Annotated in this window: 22 protein-coding genes; 11 read left to right on the top strand and 11 right to left on the bottom strand. The window is 70.1% G+C overall.

The genetic code is table 11. From position 1 onward, the window contains the following. Positions 1-10: 10 nt before the first annotated feature. The 3 genes from PUT80_RS12920 to mgtA form a co-directional block, all read right to left on the bottom strand. Complete coding sequence (locus PUT80_RS12920; RefSeq protein ID WP_275292075.1) at positions 11-1,744, bottom strand: ABC transporter permease subunit; 1,734 nt, start codon at positions 1,742-1,744, stop codon at positions 11-13. A 4-nt stretch (positions 1,745-1,748) separates the two neighbouring features. Then, positions 1,749-2,468, bottom strand: a complete 720-nt coding sequence (locus PUT80_RS12915) for an MgtC/SapB family protein (RefSeq protein ID WP_275292074.1) — start codon at positions 2,466-2,468, stop codon at positions 1,749-1,751. Positions 2,469-2,532: 64 nt separating this feature from the next. Next, positions 2,533-5,100, bottom strand: coding sequence for a magnesium-translocating P-type ATPase (gene mgtA, locus PUT80_RS12910; RefSeq protein ID WP_275292073.1), 2,568 nt, complete (start codon positions 5,098-5,100; stop codon positions 2,533-2,535). A gap of 252 nt (positions 5,101-5,352) precedes the next feature. On the opposite strand from mgtA, the gene PUT80_RS12905 reads away from it, so the two are divergent. The 4 genes from PUT80_RS12905 (at position 5,353) to PUT80_RS12890 (ending at position 8,002) form a co-directional block, all read left to right on the top strand. Continuing rightward, on the top strand, positions 5,353-5,712 hold the full coding sequence (locus tag PUT80_RS12905) for a metalloregulator ArsR/SmtB family transcription factor (RefSeq protein ID WP_051171745.1): 360 nt from the start codon (positions 5,353-5,355) through the stop codon (positions 5,710-5,712). A gap of 25 nt (positions 5,713-5,737) precedes the next feature. Next, entirely contained in the window at positions 5,738-6,460 is a 723-nt protein-coding gene (locus PUT80_RS12900) for a DsbA family protein (protein WP_275292072.1), read from the top strand. Between the two features lie 20 nt (positions 6,461-6,480). Beyond that, entirely contained in the window at positions 6,481-7,047 is a 567-nt protein-coding gene (locus PUT80_RS12895; RefSeq protein ID WP_037811434.1) for an NUDIX hydrolase, read from the top strand. 139 nt (positions 7,048-7,186) lie between these two features. Further along, entirely contained in the window at positions 7,187-8,002 is an 816-nt protein-coding gene (locus PUT80_RS12890; RefSeq protein WP_275292071.1) for an alpha/beta fold hydrolase, read from the top strand. A 4-nt stretch (positions 8,003-8,006) separates the two neighbouring features. Here PUT80_RS12890 and PUT80_RS12885 read toward each other — a convergent pair whose 3' ends face one another. After that, on the bottom strand, positions 8,007-9,392 hold the full coding sequence (locus tag PUT80_RS12885) for a helix-turn-helix transcriptional regulator (protein WP_275292070.1): 1,386 nt from the start codon (positions 9,390-9,392) through the stop codon (positions 8,007-8,009). Positions 9,393-9,576: 184 nt separating this feature from the next. Here PUT80_RS12885 and PUT80_RS12880 point away from each other — a divergent pair, with 184 nt between their 5' ends. After that, complete coding sequence (locus PUT80_RS12880) at positions 9,577-9,936, top strand: hypothetical protein (protein ID WP_275292069.1); 360 nt, start codon at positions 9,577-9,579, stop codon at positions 9,934-9,936. Positions 9,937-10,047: 111 nt separating this feature from the next. On the opposite strand, the gene PUT80_RS12875 is transcribed toward PUT80_RS12880, so the two are convergent. Beyond that, complete coding sequence (locus tag PUT80_RS12875) at positions 10,048-10,884, bottom strand: NmrA family NAD(P)-binding protein (protein ID WP_275292068.1); 837 nt, start codon at positions 10,882-10,884, stop codon at positions 10,048-10,050. 130 nt (positions 10,885-11,014) lie between these two features. On the opposite strand from PUT80_RS12875, the gene PUT80_RS12870 reads away from it, so the two are divergent. Next, positions 11,015-11,995: an AraC family transcriptional regulator gene (locus PUT80_RS12870; protein WP_275292067.1), complete on the top strand. Its 981-nt coding sequence runs from the start codon at positions 11,015-11,017 to the stop codon at positions 11,993-11,995. 14 nt (positions 11,996-12,009) lie between these two features. On the opposite strand, the gene PUT80_RS12865 is transcribed toward PUT80_RS12870, so the two are convergent. Further along, on the bottom strand, positions 12,010-12,492 hold the full coding sequence (locus tag PUT80_RS12865; protein ID WP_275292066.1) for a MarR family transcriptional regulator: 483 nt from the start codon (positions 12,490-12,492) through the stop codon (positions 12,010-12,012). Positions 12,493-12,543: 51 nt separating this feature from the next. Between PUT80_RS12865 and PUT80_RS12860 the strand changes: the two genes are divergently transcribed. Next, positions 12,544-12,957: a nuclear transport factor 2 family protein gene (locus tag PUT80_RS12860; protein ID WP_275292065.1), complete on the top strand. Its 414-nt coding sequence runs from the start codon at positions 12,544-12,546 to the stop codon at positions 12,955-12,957. 4 nt (positions 12,958-12,961) lie between these two features. Here PUT80_RS12860 and PUT80_RS12855 read toward each other — a convergent pair whose 3' ends face one another. After that, positions 12,962-13,819, bottom strand: coding sequence for a sigma-70 family RNA polymerase sigma factor (locus PUT80_RS12855; RefSeq protein WP_275292064.1), 858 nt, complete (start codon positions 13,817-13,819; stop codon positions 12,962-12,964). 72 nt (positions 13,820-13,891) lie between these two features. Between PUT80_RS12855 and PUT80_RS12850 the strand changes: the two genes are divergently transcribed. Then, the gene (locus PUT80_RS12850) at positions 13,892-14,575 is read left to right on the top strand and encodes an NAD(P)H-dependent oxidoreductase (protein ID WP_275292063.1); all 684 of its coding nucleotides are present in this window, start codon (positions 13,892-13,894) and stop codon (positions 14,573-14,575) included. Here PUT80_RS12850 and PUT80_RS12845 read toward each other — a convergent pair. Continuing rightward, the gene (locus PUT80_RS12845; RefSeq protein ID WP_275292062.1) at positions 14,565-17,204 is read right to left on the bottom strand and encodes an exo 1,3/1,4-beta-D-glucan glucohydrolase; all 2,640 of its coding nucleotides are present in this window, start codon (positions 17,202-17,204) and stop codon (positions 14,565-14,567) included. The two genes, PUT80_RS12850 and PUT80_RS12845, sit on opposite strands and share 11 nt — an antisense overlap. A gap of 189 nt (positions 17,205-17,393) precedes the next feature. Here PUT80_RS12845 and PUT80_RS12840 point away from each other — a divergent pair, with 189 nt between their 5' ends. The 3 genes from PUT80_RS12840 to phoU all read left to right on the top strand — a co-directional run bounded on the left by PUT80_RS12840 (position 17,394) and on the right by phoU (position 19,238). Then, complete coding sequence (locus PUT80_RS12840; RefSeq protein WP_037811449.1) at positions 17,394-18,137, top strand: dienelactone hydrolase family protein; 744 nt, start codon at positions 17,394-17,396, stop codon at positions 18,135-18,137. Positions 18,138-18,225: 88 nt separating this feature from the next. Continuing rightward, the gene (locus PUT80_RS12835) at positions 18,226-18,582 is read left to right on the top strand and encodes a hypothetical protein (protein ID WP_037811451.1); all 357 of its coding nucleotides are present in this window, start codon (positions 18,226-18,228) and stop codon (positions 18,580-18,582) included. 11 nt (positions 18,583-18,593) lie between these two features. Beyond that, positions 18,594-19,238: a phosphate signaling complex protein PhoU gene (phoU, locus tag PUT80_RS12830; RefSeq protein WP_037811453.1), complete on the top strand. Its 645-nt coding sequence runs from the start codon at positions 18,594-18,596 to the stop codon at positions 19,236-19,238. On the opposite strand, the gene PUT80_RS12825 is transcribed toward phoU, so the two are convergent. The 3 genes from PUT80_RS12825 to ftsW all read right to left on the bottom strand — a co-directional run bounded on the left by PUT80_RS12825 (position 19,150) and on the right by ftsW (position 22,111). Then, positions 19,150-20,406: a phosphatase PAP2 family protein gene (locus tag PUT80_RS12825; RefSeq protein WP_275292061.1), complete on the bottom strand. Its 1,257-nt coding sequence runs from the start codon at positions 20,404-20,406 to the stop codon at positions 19,150-19,152. The genes phoU and PUT80_RS12825 overlap by 89 nt on opposite strands. Before the next feature lie 128 nt (positions 20,407-20,534). Then, complete coding sequence (locus PUT80_RS12820) at positions 20,535-20,921, bottom strand: hypothetical protein (protein WP_037811455.1); 387 nt, start codon at positions 20,919-20,921, stop codon at positions 20,535-20,537. Next, positions 20,918-22,111 carry a putative lipid II flippase FtsW gene (ftsW, locus tag PUT80_RS12815; protein ID WP_275292060.1) on the bottom strand — a complete coding sequence of 398 codons (1,194 nt, stop codon included), beginning with the start codon at positions 22,109-22,111 and terminating at the stop codon, positions 20,918-20,920. The genes PUT80_RS12820 and ftsW overlap by 4 nt, the downstream gene beginning before the upstream one ends. Positions 22,112-22,161 lie beyond the last annotated feature (50 nt).

Raw genomic sequence — 22,161 nt, 5'->3', positions numbered from 1 at the left:
AGGATACCTTTCAGGACAGGGAGAACCGGCGTTCGGCGAGGCGGTACAGCCGCCGCCAGAAGAGCCGGTTGAGGCCGACGACGTACAGGCTCATCACCGCGACGCCGAGCAGGATCCGCCCGGCATCGCCGGAGGCGGTGGCGTCGGCGATGTACGCGCCGAGGCCGGTCGCGGTGAGCGTAACCCCGTTGTAGGACACGATTTCCGCGACGATGGAGGCGTTCCACGCGCCGCCCGCCGCGGTGATCCCACCGGTGACGTAGCTCGGGAAGATCGCGGGCAGCACGAGCCGGCGCCACCACAGCGCTCGCGGCAGCCGCAGGTTCGCCGACGCCTCGCGCAGGTCGTGCGGAATGGCCGAGGCACCGGCGATGACATTGAACAGGATGTACCACTGGGCGCCGAGGCTCATCAGCAGGATGCCGCCCCAGTCCAGGGAAATCCCGGTCGCCACGAGCACGGCGGTGATCAGCGGGAACAGGAAGTTCGCCGGGAACGACGCGAGCACCTGCACGACCGGCTGGGCGAGCCGCGACACCCGCGGGTTCATCCCGATCCACACGCCGATCGGCACCCACACGAGCGTGCCGACGACCACCAGCGTCACCACCCGTGCGAACGTGATCAGGCCGAGCAGCAGCACGTGGCCGATCTCGCCGTACCCGGTGGTCTCGCCGATGAACAGCACCATGCGCACCGCGCCGTAGAGGATCAGCCCGAAAACCACGACGCTGAACACGATGTCCGCGGCGCGCCGGCGGGCGGGGGAGAACCGCAGCGGGTACTCGGCGAGCCCGAAGACCGCCAGCGCGCGGTCGAGCGGGAACACCAGTTTGCCGAGCACCCGGCCGAGCAGCGCCGGGATCCGCGAGCGGCGCAGCAGGTCGAGCACCAGGCTGCGGGGTGCTTCGGCGGCTTCGGAGTTCTCGATGCGGAATCGCTCCGACCACGCGGTGAGCGGCCGCCAGAACAGCACGTTCACGCCGACGACCAGGACCACCATCGCACCGACGGCCAGCAGCACCTTGCCGAGGTCGCCCTCTTCGGAAGCGGTCGCGACGTACGCGCCGATTCCGGGCAGCGCGAACTTCTGGTTGTTGACGCTGAGCGCTTCGGAGGCGGTGAGGAAGAACCAGCCGCCGCCGAAGCTCATCATGCCGTTCCAGACCAGCGGGATCATGCCGCTCGGCACGTCGACGCGCCAGAACCGCTGCCAGCGGGACAGCCGCAGCAGCCGGGACGCCTCGTCCAGGTCGCGCGGCTGCGACACCAGCGAATGGTGGAACGCGAAGGTCATGTTCCATGCCTGCGAGGTGAAGATCGCGAAGATCGACGCGCATTCCAGGCCCAGTTGCGAGCCGGGGAACAGCGCGATGAACCCGGTGATCGTCACCGACAGGAACCCGAGCACCGGCACCGACTGCAGGATGTCGAGCGCGGGCAGCAGGATCTTTTCCGTGCGCCGCAGCCGGGCCGCCGCGGTCGCGTAGACGAAGGTGAATCCGACCGACAGCACGAGCGCGACGAACATCCGCAGCAGCGAACGTCCGGCGTAGTAAGGGAGTTCGGCCGGATCAGTGGACACTGTGGACGGTGCGGTCGCCGGAGTCCACGCCGTGGCGGCACCGTGCGCGAGCCGCACGATCAGCCACAACGCCGCGGCGGCGCCGAGGAACACCGCCACGTCGGCGACAGTGCGGCGCGGCCGGACGAGCGCGCCGCGGGTGGGGAAGGTACGCAGCATTGGTCTAGTTCTCGCTGTCCTGGTCGGTGTAGGAGAGTTCGGCTTGCCAGCGCACGCTGGTCACCGACGGCTCCATGGACAGCCGGCTCACTGCCGACTCCATTTGCTTGTCGTCGCGCTGATCGGCGGACAGTTCGGCGCGCACCTGCACCTGCCCGGCGGTGTCGGTGTTGGTGCTGGTGACCGATTGCAGCGCGAAATCAGTGCGTGCCAACGCCTGCACGAGCAATGCGCGCACGTGCGCTTCGGCATCGTCCTTGGTCACCGCCAGGAAGGTGTACGACGTCGGGGTTTCGCGGCCGGTCGCCGGACGGCGGTCGACCACGCGGCCGAGTGGGCGCAGCGCGATGTTCACCGCCATCACTACGGCGGTGCCCGCGCCAGCGGCCGTGTACAGCCCGGCTCCGGCGAGTGCGCCCACCGCGGCGGAGCACCACAATGTCGCCGCTGTGTTGAGTCCGCGCACGGTCAATCCTTCGCGCAGAATCACGCCCGCGCCGAGAAAACCGATTCCGGAAACAATTTGCGCGGCGACCCGGGTGGGGTCGGCGCTCGCTCCGCTGAACCCGTGCGCGGACAGCAGCACGAACAGCGTCGCACCGGCCGCGACCAGGGCGTTCGTCCGCAGGCCTGCCATCCGGGCGCGGTATTGGCGTTCAAATCCGATCACTGTGCCGAGGCCCACTCCGGCGCCCAGGCGCAGCAACATCTCCGCAGTCGTCATCTGCGCTCCCACTGGTTGGTGCGAAAAGTTCAGAAATAGTCGGGAAAAACCGGAAAAAGGACGGTTACCACCACGCGCGCTGGCGTGCGTAACCGCGTTTCGCTGCCTGGGCGGCCAGCGCGTACCCGGCCAGCACGAGCACCAGCCACAGCAGGTAGCTGGCGGGCAGCGCCTGCATGCGCAACGGTCCCGCGAGCGGCGACAGCGGCACCAGCAAACCGGCGAGCGCGGCGGCTGCCGTCGCCAGCACGACCGGGCGGCTGGCGCGCAGGGGAGTGCCGCGTCCGCGCAGGACGAGCACGACCAGCAGCTGCGAGAGCAGCCCCTCGACGAACCAGCCGGTCTGGAAGAGCAACGGGTCCGCGCCCGCGCCGAAGACGTGCCACAGCACGGCGAACGTCGCGAGGTCGAACAGCGACGACAGCGGGCCGAACACGAGCATGAAGCCGGTCAGCCCGCGGGCGTCCCAGCGGCGCGGTTTGCTGAGGTAGTCCTCGTCCACCCGGTCCCACGCGAGCGCGAGCTGCGCCAGGTCGTAGAGCAGGTTCGACACCACGAGCTGGATCGGCAGGATGGGCAGGAACGGCAGGAACGCGCTCGCGGCGAGCACCGACAGCACGTTGCCGAAGTTCGACGCGGCGGTGATGTTGACGTACTTCAGCGTGTTGCCGAGCGTCCGCCGTCCTTCGGCCACGCCGCGGGCGAGCACGCCGAGGTCGCGTTCCAGCAGCACCAGGTCCGCCGCGTCCTTGGCCGCGTCGGTGGCGGTGTCCGGAGCGATCCCGACGTCGGCGGTGCGCAGCGCGGTGACGTCGTTGACGCCGTCGCCGACAAAGCCGACCGCACGGCCGTTCTCGCGCAACGCGGTAACCACGCGGGCCTTGTGCGCTGGCGTGAGCTTCGCGAAGACGGTGGTGTCCTTGACGATCTCGCGCAGTTCGGCGTCGTCCGCCGCTTCGACCTGTCGGCCGAGCACGACCTCGCCGACCGGGATGCCCGCCGAATCCGCGACGCGCGCGGCCACGTGCCGGTTGTCGCCGGTCAGCACCTTCAGTGCGACACCTTGCTCGCCAAGGGTTTTCACCGCGTTGACGACGCCGTCGCGGACCGGGTCGACGAATCCCACGAAACCGACGAGGATCATGTCGTTCTCGTCAGTTTCGTCAAATCCGCCGAGCCTGGGTTCGACTTCCCGCGCGGCCACCGCGAGCACCCGCATGCCGTGTTCGGCGTACGCGCGCACCAGTTCTTCCGCGCCGATGCGGGCGGCGTCGTCGAATTCGGCGACGACACCGTCGCGGCGCGCGTGGCTGCAGCGCGGCAGGATCTCGTCCGGGTCGCCCTTGCTGATCAGCAGGTGCTCGCTGCCGCGCCGGACCACGACGCTGGCCCGGCGGCGCGCGTGGTCGAAGCCGATCTCGGCGACGCCGGTGAACAGCGCGTCGGCGACCAGGTCGGCTTCGCCGTCGAACAGCGTCTCGATCGCCTCGTCCAGCCGGTCGTGCCGGTCGGTCTGGAAGCGCACCGCGAGGCCCGCGTACTCGGCCGCTTCGCCGTCCGGGCTGCCGGAGTAGTCGACGCTGTGCGCGTAGGCGATCCGGTCCTCGGTGAGGGTGCCGGTCTTGTCGACGCACAGCACGTCCATCGCGGCGAGATCCTGGATGGCGTTGAGCCGCTTGACAATCACCTGCCGCCGGGACAGCGCGGCCGCGCCTCGCGCGAGGTTCGTGGTGACGATGACCGGCAGCATCTCCGGCGTGAGACCGACCGCGACGGCGACCGCGAACATCCCGGCCTGCGCCCAGTCCCCGGTGACTGTGCCGTTGACGACGAGCACGATCGGCACCATCACCAGCATGAACCGCACGAGCGTCCATCCGACGCGGCGCACGCCGGCGTCGAAGCTGGATTCCGCGCGCGGCTCGGCGGATTGCTTGGCGAGCGCGCCGAAGTAGGTTTCGCTGCCCGTTGCGGCGACCACGGCGGTCGCGGTTCCGCCGACCACCGACGTGCCCGCGAAGCCGAGCGCGGGCGTCTCGACGAGTTCGTGCTCCTCGTGCCTGCCGGGCTGGGGTGCCCGCTTCGCGACCGGCAGCGCCTCGCCGGACAGCGCGGACTGGTCGACCACGAAGTCTTTGGCAGCGACAATGCGCACGTCAGCCGGGATCACGTCGCCGGGCCCGAGCAGCACGACGTCACCCGGGACGAGGTCCCCCGTGGGCACCTCGCGCTCGCTGCCGGGAAACTCCGCCGCCGCGCGCCGACGCACGGTGACAGTGGTGGTGATCTGATCGCGAACCGCGCTGATCGCGCGCTCGGACCGGGACTGCTGCCAGAAGCGGAGGCCGACGCTGAGCACGACCATCACGCCGACGGTCACCGCGCCGCGAATGTCGCCGACGCCAGCGAAAACCACGCCGAGCGCGGTCAGCAACGCGACGAACGGGCTCCGCGCGGCGGCCCAGAAACGGGCAGGCGCGCGGTCTGTGCCGTCGATGCGGTTCTCGCCGAAGCGGTGCAACCGTGCGGACGCCTCGTTTTCGGTGAGGCCTTTGGGCGAGCTGTCGAGATTCCGGAAAAGAGTGAGCACTGGCGCGTCGCCGTGGGCGCGCAGGGCGGGAAAGCGGGTCATCGGTCGTCCCCTCGAGGTCTGCTGGGCGGCAGCGGACCGCGCGGGGTGCGTCCGGACCTAGATGGCTGCCGGGGTTCCCGCACGGTCGTGCCGACTACTTCCTTCGCCGGTCACCCGGCTCACCTCCTCCGCAAGACTCATCGGCCGGCGCCAGCGCGCCGGCCGGGGACCAGTAGAGCGCAGATCACGAAAACAGTCAAACACTTGTGCAAGTGATGGGGGCTAAGTCACGCTGAGAGCCCACCCGAGAGGATGTCCGTCGTGTCCACCCCATCCCAGCCCCCGCTGGAACCGCTCCCCGCCGACCTGCTGCAAGACGCCGCCGCGACGTTCGGCCTGCTCTCCGCGACCGTGCGGCTGCACCTGCTCTGGCTGCTGTCGCACGGGGAGCGCGACGTCGGCACGCTCGCCGAGGAGACCGGCCAGACCGTGCCGACCGCCAGCCACCACCTGGGCAAACTCAAACTCGCCGGTCTCGTCCGGGCCCGTCGCGAGGGAAAACGGCAGGTCTATGTGCTCGACGATCCGCACGTGCGGCACATCGTCCAGCTGGCGGTGCAGCATCACCAGGAACTGTCCGGCGAGGCCGGGCGGCGCAGCAAGGGCGCTTGAGCTTTCCGGGACGTAGAGTCGGGCCATGGCCGAGCTGAACTTCTACTTCGATCCGGTGTGCCCGTTCGCGTGGATGACCAGCAAGTGGGTCCGCCAAGTCGCCCGCCAGCGCTCGTACTCGGTGGACTGGCGGTTCATTTCCCTGCGGTTGCTGAACGCCCATCTGGACTACTCGACGCACTTCCCGCCGGAGTACGACGCTTCGCACACGTCGGGCCTGCGCTTGCTCCGCCTGGCAGCCGCGGTGCGCGCCTCGCAAGGCCGCGAGGCGGTCGGTCCGCTGTACGAGGCGCTGGGGGAGCAGAACTTCGAAAGCGGTCTGGTCGAGGACACCGCCGAGGCCCGGGCCGCGCACAGCACCCGCTCGGCGGCTGCGACGGCCCTTACGCGCGCTGGCCTTCCGACGGACCTCGCGGACGCGGTCGACGATGCTGCGTGGGACGCGGAGATCCAGCGAGAGACGGACGAAGCGCTTTCGCTGACCGGGAAGGACGTCGGGACGCCGATCCTGCACTTCCAGCCGCCGGAGGGAGTCGCGTTCTTCGGGCCGGTGATCAGCCGCTTGCCGTCGGACGAGGAGGCGGTGGAACTGTGGGACCACGTGGTGGGGTTGGCGGCGTTCCCGGGCTTCGCCGAGCTGAAGCGGAGTTTGCGGGAGATGCCGCAGCTGCCGTCGTTCGGGGTGGGGGCGGGGGAGACCGGGCGGGAACAGGATTGGCATGGCGGGAGCCGGAGGCTGAAGAAGTAGGTGCTGGGTAGGGTCGCGTTATGGACCCGGCTCGGCCGCCCGAGGCCACCAAGTGGACGATCCGCGGAGAACGCGTAGTCGACGACACGCGGCGCTTGCGGCTCAGCGTGGCCTCGGTCGAACTGCCGGACGGCGTGACCTTCGAGCAGTACGTCATGCGGATGCCGAAGGCCGCGATGATGGTGGTCCTCGACGATCACGGCACGTCGGTGCTGATGATGTGGCGGCATCGCTGGATCTTCGACCGGTGGGTGTGGGAACTGCCCGGGGGATACGTCGACCCGGACGAGAACCCGGCGATCACGGCGGCGCGCGAGGTCGAAGAGGAGACGGGGTGGCGGCCTCGCACGAGAGAGCCGCTGGCTTCGCTTCAGCCGAACGTCGGCATCGCCGACAACGAAAATCTCCTTTTCCTGTCCAGGGGCGCGGAGTACATCGGCGGCGAGGTCGACGTCAACGAGGCGGAGCGGGTGGCGTGGGTGCCCTTGTCGTCTGTGCGTGAGCGGATCGCGAGGGGCGAGATTCTTGGCGCTTCGTCGCAGGTCGGTCTGCTTCATGTGATCGCGTTTCCCCCGGACGCGCGCTAAATCGGACGGCCAACTCCGCCCGTCCACCCGTCGCAGCTGATCACGGCAACTGTCGACTTCGTTACACCGTCGGACAATTTCATCCCCCGAACGCGCGAACCTGACACACTGGGAGGTGACGACAACTCCGGGAGTGTCCATGTCGCGCGACAGCTATCGGACAGTTCGTACACCGGACGGCCTCACCCTGGCCAGCACCCTCACCGAGCCGGACGGCAGAGTTCGCCGGGCGGTGCTGCTCGTGCAAGGGGCGAGCGTCACCCGCGAGGAAGGCGGCTTCTTCACTCGCCTCGCCGACCACCTGGCCGAGGCCGGCATAGCGTCGCTGAGAATCGACCTTCCCGGGCATGGCGAAAGCGAAGGCCGCCAGGAAGATCTGACGCTTTTCGCGCTGCTCAACGTGATCCGGGCCAGCATTGAGCACCTTTCCACCGCCGTCCCGGGCGTGCGGACCTCGCTCGCAGCGGCCAGTTTCTCCGGCGGCGTCGCGGCGTACTACGCGGCCAAGCGACCGGACGACGTCGAGCGGCTCGTCCTGTTCAACCCCCTCATTGACTACCGCGCGCGGTTCATCGAGGAGAAGTCCGCGTGGTCGGCGGGCGGCTACCTCGACGACCACGGCGCCGCCGATCTCAAACAGCAGGGCTATCTCGGTCACGGGCCTGGCTTCCGGCTCGGCCGCGCGCTGCTCAACGAAGCGTTCTGGTTCGAGTCGCGCGAAAACCTGCCGCGCATCACCGCGCCGACGCTGATTGTGCACGGCACCGAGGACACCTTCGTCCCGGTCGAGTCGTCGCGGGCCGCGGATCGCGAGCTGACCTGCGAACACCGGCTGCTCCAGCTTGACGGGGCACAGCACGGCTTCGCGGTCCACGACGATCCCGGGTACGCCGATCCGCAGACCCAAGCCTGGCAACGGCAGGTGATCGGCAAAGTCCGGGAATGGCTTCGCTGACGGGTCAGCCGTTGAGCGCCTCGCGCAATTCCCGGACGTCCGGGCGGTTGTGCCACGGCTTCAGCACTTCCACGACCCGGCGGAGTTCTTCCTTGGTGCGGCGGGAGTTCGTTTCCGCGGCTCGCTGAGCGGAGATGAGGCCGGTTTTGGCTGCTTGGTCCGGTTCGCCGGAAAGGGCCAGCGAGTTTGCCATGAGGGACAGGAAGAAACCGTAGTCGCGCCGGGAGAATTGGGTTTCCTTCAACGTTTTCTCGTACAGCTCGACCGACCGGCGCGGTTCGCCCGCTTCGGTGTAGCAGATCGCGGTCTGCATATTCAGCAAGGTCGCGTTGAAGTGCGCGCCGAGGGGTGATTCGGCCGGTCCGGCGTCGTCCAGCAGTTTCCACGCGACGTCGAGGGTGCGGTTGACCTGATCGGCCGACGCGCCGAGCATCGCCTCCGCGCGGGCTTCCTGCTGGGCGGCTTCAGCCTGCAGGCGCCGGGGGAGCGACCAGGGGCCGTTGCGCACCGCCCTGGTGAGGATGAGCATCCGCCGCGGATCGCGTTCGTCGTAGGCGACCTGGGCTTTTTTGAGCAGAATGTAGCCCTGCATCGTGCCGTCGCCCGCCGCCTGCGCCCATTCCATCGCGCGGTCGTGCCAGTACAGCGAATCTTCCATCTGCCTGCGGTCGCGGTAGAGCCAGCCGGCGAACTCCGCGCCCTCCGAACCGATTCGCAGCAGGTTCCGCTGATCCTCGGGCGCCGCGTCGCGGGCGATGCGGTCGATGATGTCCAGCACGCCCAGCGTCATCGGGAGCGTTTTGGCCGGACCGCGTTCGCCGTCCTCGTATTTGTACTGGTCGAGCTGCCGCCGGAAATAGTGCGTGACGGTTTTGTCCATGTACCGCCGGGGATTCTCCAGCGCTCGCGCGACGTGCTCGGCGCTGCCTATTCCCAGCGCGGGCAAAGCCGCGACCGGCAGGCCGTTCTTGAGCAGTGAGCGGCGACTGAGCGGGCTCATGGCGTCCCATTCTGTGGTCGGAACCGCTGGCGGGGCCGCGTCGCCGGGTGCGGGCACGAGCCGGGCGAGGACGCTGGCCGCGACGGTCGCCCGGTCCAGCGGCAGCGCGACCGGACGCCCGTCCACGACGACGGGCAGCAGGACGCTCGGCGCTCCCGGCGGCCTGCGGAGGTCCGCCGGGGTGCCTTCCCGGAGCAGTTCCTCCAGCCGGGCGGGGCTGATGCGCAGCAGCCGGGCGAGCCGGTCGCGGCGGTGCGGACGCGGCTCGGACCGGCCGGATTCCCAGGCACGGATGCTTTTTTCGTCGGCGGGCAGCAGCGCGGCGAGCTTTTCTTGCGTCAGGTTCGCCGCTTTGCGTGCCCGGACAAGTCCTTCTCGCCGTTCGCCCATGGGCGACACCCCTTCGCAACAACGCGGGGTCGCTAGATTACCGCAGGTCACCGTGTGCGGGGCAAGACGATTCGCTCGGTTGCCGCCCGCTTTTCGCCCGGTTTGCTGGCTGGTCCAGGCCACTGGCCGGCCCCATGGTGGGGAGGCACCGCGAAGACACTTCCGCAGCTGAGAGGTGGATCGCATGAAGGCGGCAGCGACGCTCGGCGAGGCGGCCCGCACCGGCCATCCGGCGGTGGTCATCGGGTGTTGCGTGCTCTTGCTGCTGGTACTGCTCTCGATGTGGCTCTGGCACGCGCGCCGGCCGGTGCCGCCCCCGCGCGGGAAGCTGACCGTCCGCGACCTCCAGGCCCGGCTCGACTACGAGGTCCAGGCCGAGATCGAACAAGCCCGGCTGGCCGAATTCCGCCGGACGGCCGAGGAGGCCGCCGCCGAACGCGCCGGCGAGGACACCGACGTCATCCCGAAAGTCGACGACACCGTTTCGCGGGAGGCCGACAACCCGCGAAAAGGGGAGAAACCCGATAGAGCTCGGTGCGGTTAGGAGCGTCCCGCCCATCGCTCACCGCACCGTTATGCCTGCCCCAGCCTGGCGCGGCACGCCACCTCCCCTGGGCTGGGGCAGGCCTCATCAACGCGGGACGGACCCGCTGAATCAACGCCACAGGGCCGCCGCGGCGCGGGCGTAATCGGCGAAGGAGACCGGCGGCCGGCCGGTGATCCGCTGGACGTCGTCGGTCACGTCGGCGGCCCAGTCGTTGCGGATGCCTTCGTACATGGCGGCGTAGAAGTCGGCGACCGGACCGGGCGTGCCCCCGCGGAGCAAGGCGTCGCGGAACTCGGCCGGGTCCATCGCCTGGTACCGCACCGGTTTTCCCGCGGCAGCGCCCACGATCGCGGTCATGTCCGAAAAGGACAGTGAATCGGGTCCGGTCAGCGAGTAGGTCTTGTGCTGATGTCCGTCCTCGGTCAGGGCTGCCGCGGCCGCGGCGGCGATGTCCTCGACGGAGATCGGCGCGACCCGGCCGTTGCCCGCGGGAACCGCGACGACCCCGGTGCGGATTCCGTGCAGGATCGCGGGGTGTTCGGAGAAGTTCTCGGCGAAGACGTTGGGGCGCAGAATGGTCGCGGGCACCGGTCCCGTTTCGAGGAGCCGCTCGGCCTCGTCCAGCGGGAAGCCCTCGCCGGCCAGCCGCGCCGTCGTGGTGGACAGGTGGACCACCCGGCGAACCCCGGCGCTCTTGGCGTCGTCCAGCAGCGCCGCGACCTCGGTCGTGGGGTCGGGGCTGATCGGAAGCCACTGGTAGATCGCGTCCACGCCGTCCAGCGCGGGCGGGTAGGTCGCCGGGTCGCTCCAGTCGAAGCGGACCGGCGTCGCCGAGCCCTCCGGTCTTCCCGGGACCCGGACCGTGTGCCCCTGCTCGGCCAGCAACGACACCACCCGGCGTCCGGTGCGGCCGGCCGCGCCGAGGACAAGAACTGTGGTAGGCACGCGTTCCTCGCAAGGTAGGGTCGAATCGGCAACCACTTCACCGTATGAACGGGTTATCGACGCGCGCCATGACAGCTCTCGACAGATTCATATCCGTTCGGTGCGACGGCGGAGCGAATCGGGTATGGCGATGCCGGTGAAAGCGGTCGGCCGTGACCATGTGGCGGACGTCGTGGGCGATATCGTTGCCGCCCTCCGGCGCGGCGGCGTCGTCTACGGCCGGGCGCTGCTGCGCGCTCCGTGGGGCCTTGCGTTCGAGTCGCGTTCGATCGCCACGATCTACGTCGTGATCGCCGGTTCCTGCGTGCTCGTCCCCGACGGCGGAGATGCGCTGCATCTCGCCCAAGGGGATGTCGCGTTGCTGCCGTCCGGCGCTGGACACGTCGCGGCCGACACTCCAGGCCGATCGGCGCGCACCGTGCGCGAACTGTTCGGTGCCGACCTGGAGGAGCTGTCAGCCACCGACCTCGTCATCGAGGGCGACGGTCCCGAGACCGTTCTGGTCTGCGGCGCGTACCTGCTCGAACCTTCGCCGCAGCACCCGTTCCTGGCGTCGTTGCCCGACGTCGTACGTGTCACGGCGAGCCAGATGCGCGGCACCTCCCTCGCCGCCGCCGTCCAGCTGCTCACCACCGAGGTCGACCACGCCGGCCGCGGCACGCCCGCCGTCGTGGCCTCGCTGCTCGACCTCCTGTTCACCTACACCCTGAGGTCCTGGTTCCTCGGCCAGCCCGACCAGCTGGCCGGGTGGGCCCGCGCGCTCCACGACCCGGCGGTCGGCCCCGCGCTCGCGCTCTTGCACGACGATCCCGGCAAACCCTGGACCGTGGAGGCACTCGCGCACTCCGTCGGCGTTCCGCGGGCCCGGTTCAGCCGCCGATTCACGTCGACTACCGGGCACACCCCGATGGAGTACCTCGGCATCTGGCGGATGACCGTCGCCGCCCGCCTGCTGCGCGAGGGCCAAGCCCCGCTGCGCCAGATCGCCCGGAAGGTGGGCTACGACTCGGAATTCGCGTTCGCGCGTGCTTTCAAACGGGTCGTCGGTCAGGCGCCCGGTCGTTATCGCGCGATGCACCGTCGCGATGAGGGCACCGCTGATACGCGGTGATGATGACGGCAGGTTTATTCGCTGGGCGAGGCGGCGCGGCGCGCGATCACGTCCGCGGTTCCGCCTGTCGCTTCGAGCACGCGGGTCAGGAGTAGCCGAGCCGCTTCGGCAGCGTCCTTGCCCGCCGATTTCGTCAGCCGCGCATCGAGTTGCTGCCGTATCCGGCGGCTGTCGTCGACAAGCCGCCAACCGCGGTCCGTGAGCTGGGCCCGTCGCACCCGGCTGTCCGTACGATCCGGCACCCTCGCGACATAGCCGAGCCGCTCCAGTTCGAGAAGATGCTTCGAGGCCGCCTGCTGGGTGACGCCGAGAAGACCGGCGAGTTCGGAAACGGTGGGCGACCGGTCGATCAGGTGCTGGATCACGTACCCGTGGGAGTTGCGCACGCCGGAGTGGCCCGCCTCGTGCAGCTCCGCCAGGATCGCCCGGTTCGCGGAACTGCCCGCCAGCCAGGCGAGGGTGGCGAGGTCGAGATCGGCCGGGTCCAGGAGAGTCACGGTGCCTACCATGCAATTGACAACCAAGGTTGTACAACTATAGTTGTTCTTATGGACCGCGACTCGGTTGCCCTGGCGACGTCCCTGCTGCGGGCGCTCGAGGCCGGGCAGTGCGGCGAGAATCTCCGGAAGTACTTCGCCCCGACGGCGTCGACCGTCGAGCATCCGAATCGGCTCAAGCCCGCAGGCGCTCGCGCCACTCTGGACCAAATGCTCGCGGCGTCGGAGGCCGGTGCCGGACTGATGTCCAGCCAGCGGTACGACGTGCGCTCGGCCGCGGCGGTGGGGGACATCGCGATCCTTCGTCTCACCTGGAGCGGCGTGATCGCGCGTGACGCGGGCCCGTTCCGCCTCGGCGACGAACTCGTCGCGCACATCGCCCAGTTCGTCGAGACAGCCGACGGCCTGATCACCTCGATCGAGACCTTCGACTGCTACGAACCGTTCGACACCCAATCCGTATAACGACCTATACGCCATCGCAGGAGAGCGTGGCAATCTCCATGCCCGCCAACCGCTCGGCGCTCACCACTACCTCATATGCGTGGAGAAGACCCCCGCGAACCTCGATCCGGAGCACCCCCACCAACCGTCCGGCGGGAGCGAGCACCAGCCCGACATCCCCGTCGATCAGCGCGAGTTCAGCCAACCGCGCAGTCCCGGCGAACAGCTTCGTCCCCTGCGCGACCTCGTCCGCCCCGCGCAACACCGCGGCCGCCCCCGGCGGCAGCATCGCCGGATCGGTGCGCCGGACGACATCCGGAGCGAGCACGGTCAGCAAAGTCGCCATGTCCCCGCCCCGGGCCGCTGCCAGGAACGCCGTCACCACTTCCCGGTGCTCGGCCAGCTCCGCGACCGGCACGACCGGTTCGCCGCGCACCCGCAATCGCGCGCGGCTGGCGAGTTTCTTGGCGGTCGCGGGCGTCCGGTCGAGGATCGGGCCGACCGCGTCGAACGGCACCGCGAACAGGTCGTGCAGCACGAACGCCACCCGTTCGGGCGGGGCGAGCCGGTCCAGGACCACCAGCAGCGCCCGCCCGACCTCGCCGGCCAGCAGGATCTCGTCCTCGGGCACAGCGCCGCCGGCGGCGTCAGGCACCGCGGAGACGGGCGTTTCGCGGCGGGCGCGCAGGGCGTCCAGGCACAGCCGGGACACCGCCGTGGTGAGCCAGCCGCCGAGGTTGTCGACGCCGGACGTGCGATTCAGCCGCAGCCACGACTCCTGCACGACGTCCTCGGCCTCGGCCGCGGAACCCAGCATGCGGTAGGCCAGCGCGTGCAGCCGCGGGCGCTCGTCCTCGAAGCGCCGCGCCAGTGCGTCGTCCATCGGTCACCTTTTCCCGTCTCGATCCGTCATGGGAGTGCCGGCCCGAGGACCAAGGACGAGGAGAGGAACCGGATGACCGTCATGCTAGCGCCCTTGCTGCACGTCGATTCGAGCGCCGACCGCGAGGCGTCGGTGAGCAGGCAGCTGGGCGCGTTGTTCGCCGACGAGTGGCGGAGCGGCGGCGGGACCGTGCGGCACCGCGACGTGTCCGCCGAACCGGTGCCGCCGCTGCGCGAGGCGTACGCGCGGCTCGGCCGCCGGGTGGAACGCAAGGGAGTGCTGTCGCTGGAAGACATCGCGACGCTGATCGCGGACGACGACGAACAGCGCGAATGGGACCTGACGCTGCCGCTGGTGAACGAGGTGCGCGAAGCCCGCGCCGTGCTGATCGGGGTGCCGATGTACAACTTCGGCGTGCCCGCGACGCTCAAGGCGTGGATCGACCGGATCAGCTTCCCCGGCGTGTTCTCCGATCCGGAAACCGGCCGGAAACTGCTGGCGGACAAGGATTTCGTGGTCGTGAATGCTCGCGGCGGCGGATACGGGCCCGGCACGCCGCGCGAGGCGTTCGAGTTCCAGGAGTCGTATCTGCGCGCCTATCTCGCCGACAAGGGCGTGGAGCGGCTGGCGTTCGTGTCCCAGGAGTTCACCCGGGTCGGCGACGTCCCCGCGCTGGACGGGCTCGAGGACCTGGCCGCCGCGTCGCGCGCGGCGGCCAGGTCCCGGGTCGTCGAGCTGGCGCGGGCTATCCGGTGAGGTCGGAGCACTTCCGCGCGTCCGGATCCTTCGCCCCGCCGGGCGACCACCGCACGTTCGCGAACGACGCGGAGAACGGGCCGTCGGTGTAGACGAGGAACGGCGTGTCGATGCTCTCGAAGTCCAGCCCGCTCGCGAAGCAGGACAACGGGATCTTCACCGTCGACTTCTGCCCGGCGGGCAGATCGCCGAACAGCGTCGTCGCGTTGACCTCCGACGAACACGGATAGACGCAGTGCAGGCTGACGACCGTCCGGTTCACCGGCGGCGAATGCACGATCACGTCGAACTCGAGCGCGCCGTCGGCGTTGGGATATCCGCGCAGATCGTCAGTGCCGCCGGGATGCTGCGAATACAGCTGTGCCGCGCCGGTGCCGGTCCACGTCGCCTTCAGGCCGTCGCCCTGGACGTTGACGTCGGCCGGGACCACGGTGATCTCCGGATGCGAAGCGGTGCCGTCCGCGCCGATCTCGGTGCCGCCCCAGTTCGACGCCGAACCGATGAAACTCTTGTACGGCGCGACATCCGTGCGGTCGTAGATCGGCAGGTCCTCGGTCGCGGTGCCGCCGCCGTCGGTCGCACCGCAGCGGGCCGGGCCCTCGGTCTCGTCGAGTTTGCCGACGGTGGTCCGCTGGTTCGAGGTGAGGCCGTAGCCGAGCTTGAACAGCGGGTCGTAGCCGGGACTCCACGGGTTGAGCGGAGTCTGGCAGGCGCTCTTCGGCCACGAGTAGGACAGCTTGCCGCGGTATCCGCCGTGGTCCTTGCCGCGCACCAGCATGTCCGCGACGCCGCCGCCTTCGGTGCCGGGCAGCCAGGCGGCGACGAACGCGTCGGAACGGTTGAGCTCCTTGTTGACGTACAGCGGGCGGCCGCTGACGTACACCGTCACCACCGGAGTGCCCTTGCCGCTGACTTTGTCCAGCACCGCAAGGTCTTCCGGATACAGCTTCGCCGCTTCAAGGCTCTTCCGCTGCAGATCGCCGACGCCTTCCGCGTACGGAGTCTCGCCGACAACAGCGATGACGGCGTCATAACCCTTCGGGTCGACGGTGCCTGTGGGATCGAAGGTGACGTTGGCGAGATCCTCCTTGAGCCCGGCGAGGATCGAGGTCGCGCCGGGGAAGTCCGCGTTGGTGTTCCCGGTGCCCTGCCAGGTCAGCGTCCAGCCGCCGGTCTGGTTCGAGATGCTGTCCGCGCTCTTGCCGACCACGAGCACCTTCGCGTTGCGCGCCAAGGGAAGCACGTTGCCGTTGTTCTTCAGCAGCGTCTGCGACTTCCGCACCGCGTCGCGCGCGAGTGCCTTGTCCGTCAACGCGTCCGGCGAGCCGGCGTACCAGCGCTGCGAAGGCTTGCGCTCCTCGAACAGCCCGGCGCGCATCTTGACCCGCAGGATCCGGGTGACCGCGTCGTCGATGCGGGACATCGGGATCTCGCCCCCGCGCACCTGCGCGACCGTGTTGGCGATGAAGTCTTTCCAGTCGTTCGGGACCATCACGACGTCGATGCCCGCGTTGATCGCGCGCGGGCAGCTGGAGTTGGTGCAGCCGGTCACCTGGCCGATGCCGTTCCAGTCCGACACGACGAGGCCGTCGAAGCCCATCTTGCCCTTGAGGATCTGGTTGAGGACCTTGTCGCTGCCGTGGATCTTGCCCTCGTTGATGCCGAGGTCGGGGTTGGTCCAGCTGTTGAACGACGCCATGACCGTCTGCGCGCCCGCGGCGAGCGCGCCGTAGTAGCCCTGGCCGTGCAGGTTGATCATGTCCGCTTCCGACGAAGCGTTCACGCCCTGGTCCTGGCCGTTGGTCGTGCCGCCGTCGCCGATGAAGTGCTTGGCGGTGCCGATCACGCCGTTCGCGCCGATGCGCAGGCGGGCCCCGGCTTGCAGACCGTTCATGGCCTCGTACCCGTAGGCGCGGGTGATGCGCGGGTCCTCGGAGAAGCCTTCGTAAGTACGGCCCCAGCGGTCGTCCTGCACGACGGCGAGAGTCGGCGCGAACGCCCAGTCCTGGCCGGTCGCGCGGATCTGCCGTGCGGTCGAGTTCTCGACATCGCGCACCAGGCACGGATCGTGCGCCGCGCCGAGCGCGATGTTCTGCGGGAAAACAGTGGAGCCGTACACATTGTTATTCCCGTGCACGGCATCTATGCCCCAAATTACCGGGATCTTTGTCCTCGTGGCCTTGGCCGCGTCCCAATAGGAATCCGCGAGCTTGAGCCAGTCCTGCTGGCTGGCGTGCTTGTTCCCGCCCGGCCACGAGCCGCCGCCGTTGAGCACCGACCCGATCGAGTACTGGGTGACCTCGGCGGGCGTAATCGCGGCGATCTCGGGCTGGGTCATCTGCCCGACTTTTTCCTCCAGCGACATGCCGGAGACGATCTGCCTGATCCGCCATTCGTCGACCGGGTTCTTCGGCATCGCGCTGCGCACCTTGGGCCAGTCGGCCAGCTGGGGCAGCGAGTCTTCGATGCGGGCGCACCCGTTGCGGTCGAGCGCGGGACGGCCGATCTCCGGCTGGCGCGGGGGAGGGGCGGCTTGGGCGGCCTGGGCGGGAACGAGCCCGCCCAGGAGGACGAGCGCGGCGAGCGCGACCCGGTTCCGGGCGCGCGGGGAACGTGGAGGTCTGGCCATCGACAGTCCGTTCTGCGGAGGGCGGCCCGGAGCGGGCCCGGTGATCCTGACCGGGCAAACCGGACTCCGTCAATCCGCCGACCGCAGTGGTTCAGTCCAATAACCGGACAGGAAACGGGACATTCGCGCGGCGCGGGCGCAGGGATAGATTGATCTCGTACGCACTGCAATCAATGGAGGACAAAGCGGATGCGCAAGGAAAAGCCAGACGTTCCGGCCGCTGACGGGACCGCGGACGCGTACTTGGCCGTGCCGGACGGCGGGCCGCATCCCGGGGTGCTGCTCTTCCCGGACGCGTTCGGGCTGCGGCCGCGGATCGAGGAGATGGCCGACCGCATCGCCGAGAAGGGCTATGCCGTGCTCGCGCCGAACCTGCTCTACCGCGGCGGCCGGACGCCGCTGGTGGACTTCGCCGCTCTGGAAGACCCGGAGCGACGGGGCGAGGTCTTCGGCAAGCTGATGCCCATGATCGAGGCCTTGGACACCGAGGCGATCACTCGCGACGCGGAGAAGTACCTGGACTGGTTCGCCGCGCAGGACGGCGTCGCGCCGGGACCGGTCGTGATCACCGGGTACTGCATGGGCGGCACGAACGCGCTGCGCGTGATCGAGGCGTTCCCGGACCGGGTCAAGGCGATCGCGTCGTTCCACGGCGGACGCCTCGCCACCGACCAGCCGGACAGCCCGCACCTGCGGGTCGGCTCGATCACCGGCGAGGTGTACTTCGGGCACGCCGACCAGGACCCGTCGGCCACCGCCGAGCAGATCAAGACGCTCGAGCACGCGCTCGACGAGGCCGGGGTGACCTACCGGTCGGAGGTGTACGAGGGCGCGTCGCACGGGTTCACGATGTCGGACACGGCCGCGTACCACGCCGAGGGCGAGAAGCGGCACTGGGAGAACCTGTTCGCGCTCCTGGAGCGGGTGCGCTGACCTGCGGAAGAGCAGGGCCCGGCACGCGGGACGCGCGCGCGGCCGGGCCCTGCGCGCGGAATCGGCGGCGGCCGTTTACGCTGGCCGCATGGCCGAAGGTGCGCTGTGCCGCGAACCGGTGGAGCTGACCGGGCGCGAGCGCTCGGTCCTGCGGAGCGTCGCGGTCCGCGGGACGGAGCCCGAGCTGTTCTGCGAGCTGGAGGCCGGGCACGGCCACGAGCACGCGACGCCCGTCGGCGGACGCGGCGAGGAGCCGCTGATGTGGCTGCGCTGGTGGCCCGGCCGCCGCGTGCTGGAGACCCGCGCGCGATGCGGCGCGGAGTCCGACGAGGGCGTTTTCTGCCGGGTTCCCGGCGGGCACGAGGGCAGCCACAGCTACGAGCTGGCCGAGCCCGAGGAGGCCTGGCCGCTGGCCGACGCGGGCCTGTTCGCCGGCCGCCGGTAAAGTCGCTCGACATGCGCGAAGGCTTCCAGGACGACCTGAAACAACTCGAAGGGCGTCTGGCGGCGATGGCCGAGGCGGCGGCGGAGGCGATGCGCCGGGCCACCCGGGCGCTGCTGACCATGGACCTGCCGCTGGCCGAGCAGGTGCTCAGCGGCGACGCCGACCTCGACGACCAGCGCGCGACCTGCGAGGACGAGGCGTATTCGCTGCTCGCCCTGCAAGCCCCGGTGGCCGGCGACCTGCGCGCCGTGCTGGCCGCGGTGTACTGCGCGGAGAAGCTCGAGCGGATGGGCGACCTCGCCGCGCACATCGCGGGCACCGCGCGCCGCGGCCACCCGGAGCCGACCGTTCCCGCCGATCTGGAGGCGGTGTTCGCGGAACTGGGCGAGGTCACCTCGGCGATGGCCGAACGGCTCGCCGACCTCGTGCACGGCGAGGCCCGCGGCGGCTACGCCGAACTGAGCCGCGCCGACGAGCGCGTGGACGAACTGCACGCCCGCGTGATGGCGACGGTCACCGCCCCGGACTGGACGCAGGACCAGCGGATCGCGGTCGCGCTGAGCCTGCTCACCCGTTTCTACGAGCGTTTCGCCGACCAGGCGGTGTCGGTCGCGAAGCGCCTGGAGTTCGCCGCGACGGGCGATCTCCCGGGCTGACCTCCGGCGGCGGACCGGCCTGGGCCTGGTTCGACGGACGCGGCGGCGGCGAACCCGCGGCGCGGCCCTGCGGCGGACCGGCCGGACGCGGCTGCTGCCGAGCCGGACGGACCGGCGGCTGCGCGGGCGGACGGTTCTGCGGCGGGCCGTCGACGGGCCGGGCTTGGGGCATCGGCTGCGAGTTCTGCCGTCCCGGAGCGGGTGCGTCCGTTCCACGAGGCGGCGGAGTCATGCGGGGCGGCTGGGGGATTTGCCGTCCGGGAGCCGGGGCGTCCGCCGCGCGGGGCTGGGGCGCGGCCGTGCGGATCGGCTGGGAGTTCTGCCGTCGCGGCGCCGGTGCGTCCGCCGCACCCGGTTGTGGCGCGGCGGTGCGGAGGGGCTGCGAATTCTGCCGCCGGGGCGGACGGACGGGGCGACCGCTGGCGTCGCGGGCTTCGGGCGGGCCGACGCGGCGAGTGGGAGGCGCACCCGCGTCGCGAGCACCCGGCCGAGCACCTGCGGCCTGGGCTGGCGAAGCGTCGCCGTCCGGATCGGGCCGCGCCGTCGCAGCCTCCGCGCCTTCCGGTGCCACGCCCAGCAACCCGAACGGCACTTTGCCCGCGAACCGCCGCACGAGTCCGGCGGCCGGACCCAGCGCGTATCGCTGCAGCAGCAACGCCATCCCGGCCCCGAGCGCGAGCCCGATCAGGACGTCGTGCGGGTAGTGCGCCCCCACGAACACCCGCGAGAAGCCCATCGTCGCCGCGAAGGCCGCGAGCCACGGCGCGCCCTTGTGCCAGGCGAAAGCGCCGCCGAGCGCGACCGCGGCCGCGATGGTGGAGTGGTTGCTCGGGAACGACCAGTCGCCCGGCGGCGGGCAGGCGCCGACGATCGCGTCCGGCGGAAGTCCCCGGCAGGGCCGCTGCTCGTGGACGAAGGCCTTGATGATCTCGCTGAGCACGTAGGCGACCACGGTGGCCGCCGGAACGAGCAGCGCCGCGGCCATCCGCTCGGGCGAGCCGGTCCCGCGCGCCCGCCACCAGAGCCACGCGAAGAACGGGGCCACGAGGACCAGGCCGTAGTGCGTGTACGCCAGCACGAGAGACTGCACCCAGCCCGGCATGGCGTGGGCGAAATGGGTGATCGCGTCGTACGTCTCGCTGCTGGAAGCTCCGGCCGTGGTCGCCATACAACCCCTCTCCGGTCCGCCGGTTCGCCTGGCGGCCATCTCGCGTTCACCCGAAGGTCACGAGCGTACCGAGCGGCGGAGGGGAGCCGGCGACGCCCCGCGAGTCCGCGGGGACGCTCCGGGACGGGTCAGGAGTCGGTGGTGTGCTCGCAGGTCACCGGCTTGCCGGGACCGGGAGCGCTCGCCTTGGCGAGTTCCTTCGTCTTGTCCAGCAGGATCCGGCAGCGCAACGTTGCAGCAGTCGACGGCGTGGCGGTGACCGAGGCTTTCTGTCCGGCGCTGACCACGACGTCCTGTTTCCACGGCAGCCCGAGCGGGCCGGTGAGCTGGTGCGGCGCGACCTTGTCCTCGTAGCGGTTGCCGGATTCGCCGTAGGCGACGCCGGTGGCCGTGGTCTGCTGGTCGGAGGTGATCTCGTAGGTGATCGCCCACGACTTGCCGGTCGGGTTGGAGCACGCGGCCAGCCCGGCGAGCGCGACGGCCGCGCAGGTGGCGGAGAGTGCCTTGGTGATCACGCTGGGACTGTACCGGAGCCCTTCTTCCGCAGCCCGGCGAGGAACGTCCGCGCGGCCGGTTCCTCCCGCGCGGCCTGGGCGAGGATGCCGAACTGCAGCATCGTGACCACGAGCGACGTGCCTCCCGCGGACACCAGCGGCAGCGTCACGCCGGTCACCGGCAGCGCGCCCGAGACGTATCCGATGTTGATCAGCGCCTGCGCGACCAGCAGCAGGGTGGTGGTCCCGGCGACGAGCCGCACCCACGGATCGGCGACCCGCGCCGCGGTGCGCAGGCCGATCACCGCCAGGTAGCCGAAGAGCCCCAGCACCACGAGACAACCGGCGAACCCGAGTTCCTCGCCGACGAGCGCGAAGACGAAGTCGTTCTGGACGTCCGGCAGATAGCTCCACTTCGCCGCGCCGCGGCCGAGTCCGACGCCGAACCAGCCGCCGTCGGCCAGGGCGTATTGCGCCTGCTGTGCCTGGTAGCCGCTGCCGCTCGCGTCGGGATTCGGCGAAAGAAAAGAAAGGATGCGCGCGAGACGATAACTGGCGAAAAGGGCGAGTGCGACGATTCCGGCGACCCCGCCGGCGAGAATGGCGGCGAACAACCGCTTCGGCGCGTCGGCGAACCACAGCAAGCCCAAGGTGATCAGCGCGAGCGTGACCGTGCCGCTGAGATTCGGCTGGGCCAGCAGCAGCGCGCACAACGCGAGCGTCACCGGGATCAGCGGCACCAGCAGATGCCGCCAATGGTGCAGCACCTGCTGTTTCGACACCAGCAAATGCGCGCCCCAGAACACCAGCGCGACCTTCGCGATTTCCACTGGCTGCAGGGTGAACGGCCCGGCGGAAAGCCAGCGTTGCGCGCCGCCGTGGTCGGAACCCAGCGGGGTCAGTACCAGTAGCAGCAGCACCACCGCGGCGGCGAGCGCCGGGGTGGCGGCCTTGCGCAGCCGGGAAAACGGGACGCGCAGTCCGAGCACGAAGGCGACCACGCCGAACGCGACGAACGTCAAATGCCGGAAGAACGCTTGGTACACCCCGGTTCCAGGGGCAGGGGAGGACGACAGCGCCATCACCGCGCCGAGCAGCGTCAGCAGCGCCCAGATTCCGACGATGATGCGGAACGACGCGAGCGGATGCGCGAAGAACTGCCCGATTGCGTGCCGTGCCGGTTTGCGGTCCCGTTCGGTTGGCGATTCCACTTGCGCGAGTGTGTGCCGTATCCGCTTCGCGGTGGCCGACCGACTCGCCG

Origin of the sequence: Amycolatopsis sp. La24, assembly GCF_029087445.1 — a bacterium.
GTDB lineage: Bacteria > Actinomycetota > Actinomycetes > Mycobacteriales > Pseudonocardiaceae > Amycolatopsis > Amycolatopsis nivea.
The sequence above is the reverse complement of the archived record's forward strand: the minus strand, read 5'-3'. Positions and strand labels throughout refer to the sequence as shown.

Coding starts and splice junctions, on each gene's coding strand:
- PUT80_RS12920 (WP_275292075.1), bottom strand. CDS start 1,744: ATGCTGCGTACCTTCCCCACCCGCGGCGCGCTCGTCCGGCCGCGCCGC.
- PUT80_RS12915 (WP_275292074.1), bottom strand. CDS start 2,468: ATGACGACTGCGGAGATGTTGCTGCGCCTGGGCGCCGGAGTGGGCCTC.
- mgtA (WP_275292073.1), bottom strand. CDS start 5,100: ATGACCCGCTTTCCCGCCCTGCGCGCCCACGGCGACGCGCCAGTGCTC.
- PUT80_RS12905 (WP_051171745.1), top strand. CDS start 5,353: ATGTCCGTCGTGTCCACCCCATCCCAGCCCCCGCTGGAACCGCTCCCC.
- PUT80_RS12900 (WP_275292072.1), top strand. CDS start 5,738: ATGGCCGAGCTGAACTTCTACTTCGATCCGGTGTGCCCGTTCGCGTGG.
- PUT80_RS12895 (WP_037811434.1), top strand. CDS start 6,481: ATGGACCCGGCTCGGCCGCCCGAGGCCACCAAGTGGACGATCCGCGGA.
- PUT80_RS12890 (WP_275292071.1), top strand. CDS start 7,187: ATGTCGCGCGACAGCTATCGGACAGTTCGTACACCGGACGGCCTCACC.
- PUT80_RS12885 (WP_275292070.1), bottom strand. CDS start 9,392: ATGGGCGAACGGCGAGAAGGACTTGTCCGGGCACGCAAAGCGGCGAAC.
- PUT80_RS12880 (WP_275292069.1), top strand. CDS start 9,577: ATGAAGGCGGCAGCGACGCTCGGCGAGGCGGCCCGCACCGGCCATCCG.
- PUT80_RS12870 (WP_275292067.1), top strand. CDS start 11,015: ATGCCGGTGAAAGCGGTCGGCCGTGACCATGTGGCGGACGTCGTGGGC.
- PUT80_RS12860 (WP_275292065.1), top strand. CDS start 12,544: ATGGACCGCGACTCGGTTGCCCTGGCGACGTCCCTGCTGCGGGCGCTC.
- PUT80_RS12855 (WP_275292064.1), bottom strand. CDS start 13,819: ATGGACGACGCACTGGCGCGGCGCTTCGAGGACGAGCGCCCGCGGCTG.
- PUT80_RS12850 (WP_275292063.1), top strand. CDS start 13,892: ATGACCGTCATGCTAGCGCCCTTGCTGCACGTCGATTCGAGCGCCGAC.
- PUT80_RS12845 (WP_275292062.1), bottom strand. CDS start 17,204: ATGGCCAGACCTCCACGTTCCCCGCGCGCCCGGAACCGGGTCGCGCTC.
- PUT80_RS12840 (WP_037811449.1), top strand. CDS start 17,394: ATGCGCAAGGAAAAGCCAGACGTTCCGGCCGCTGACGGGACCGCGGAC.
- PUT80_RS12835 (WP_037811451.1), top strand. CDS start 18,226: ATGGCCGAAGGTGCGCTGTGCCGCGAACCGGTGGAGCTGACCGGGCGC.
- phoU (WP_037811453.1), top strand. CDS start 18,594: ATGCGCGAAGGCTTCCAGGACGACCTGAAACAACTCGAAGGGCGTCTG.
- PUT80_RS12825 (WP_275292061.1), bottom strand. CDS start 20,406: ATGGCGACCACGGCCGGAGCTTCCAGCAGCGAGACGTACGACGCGATC.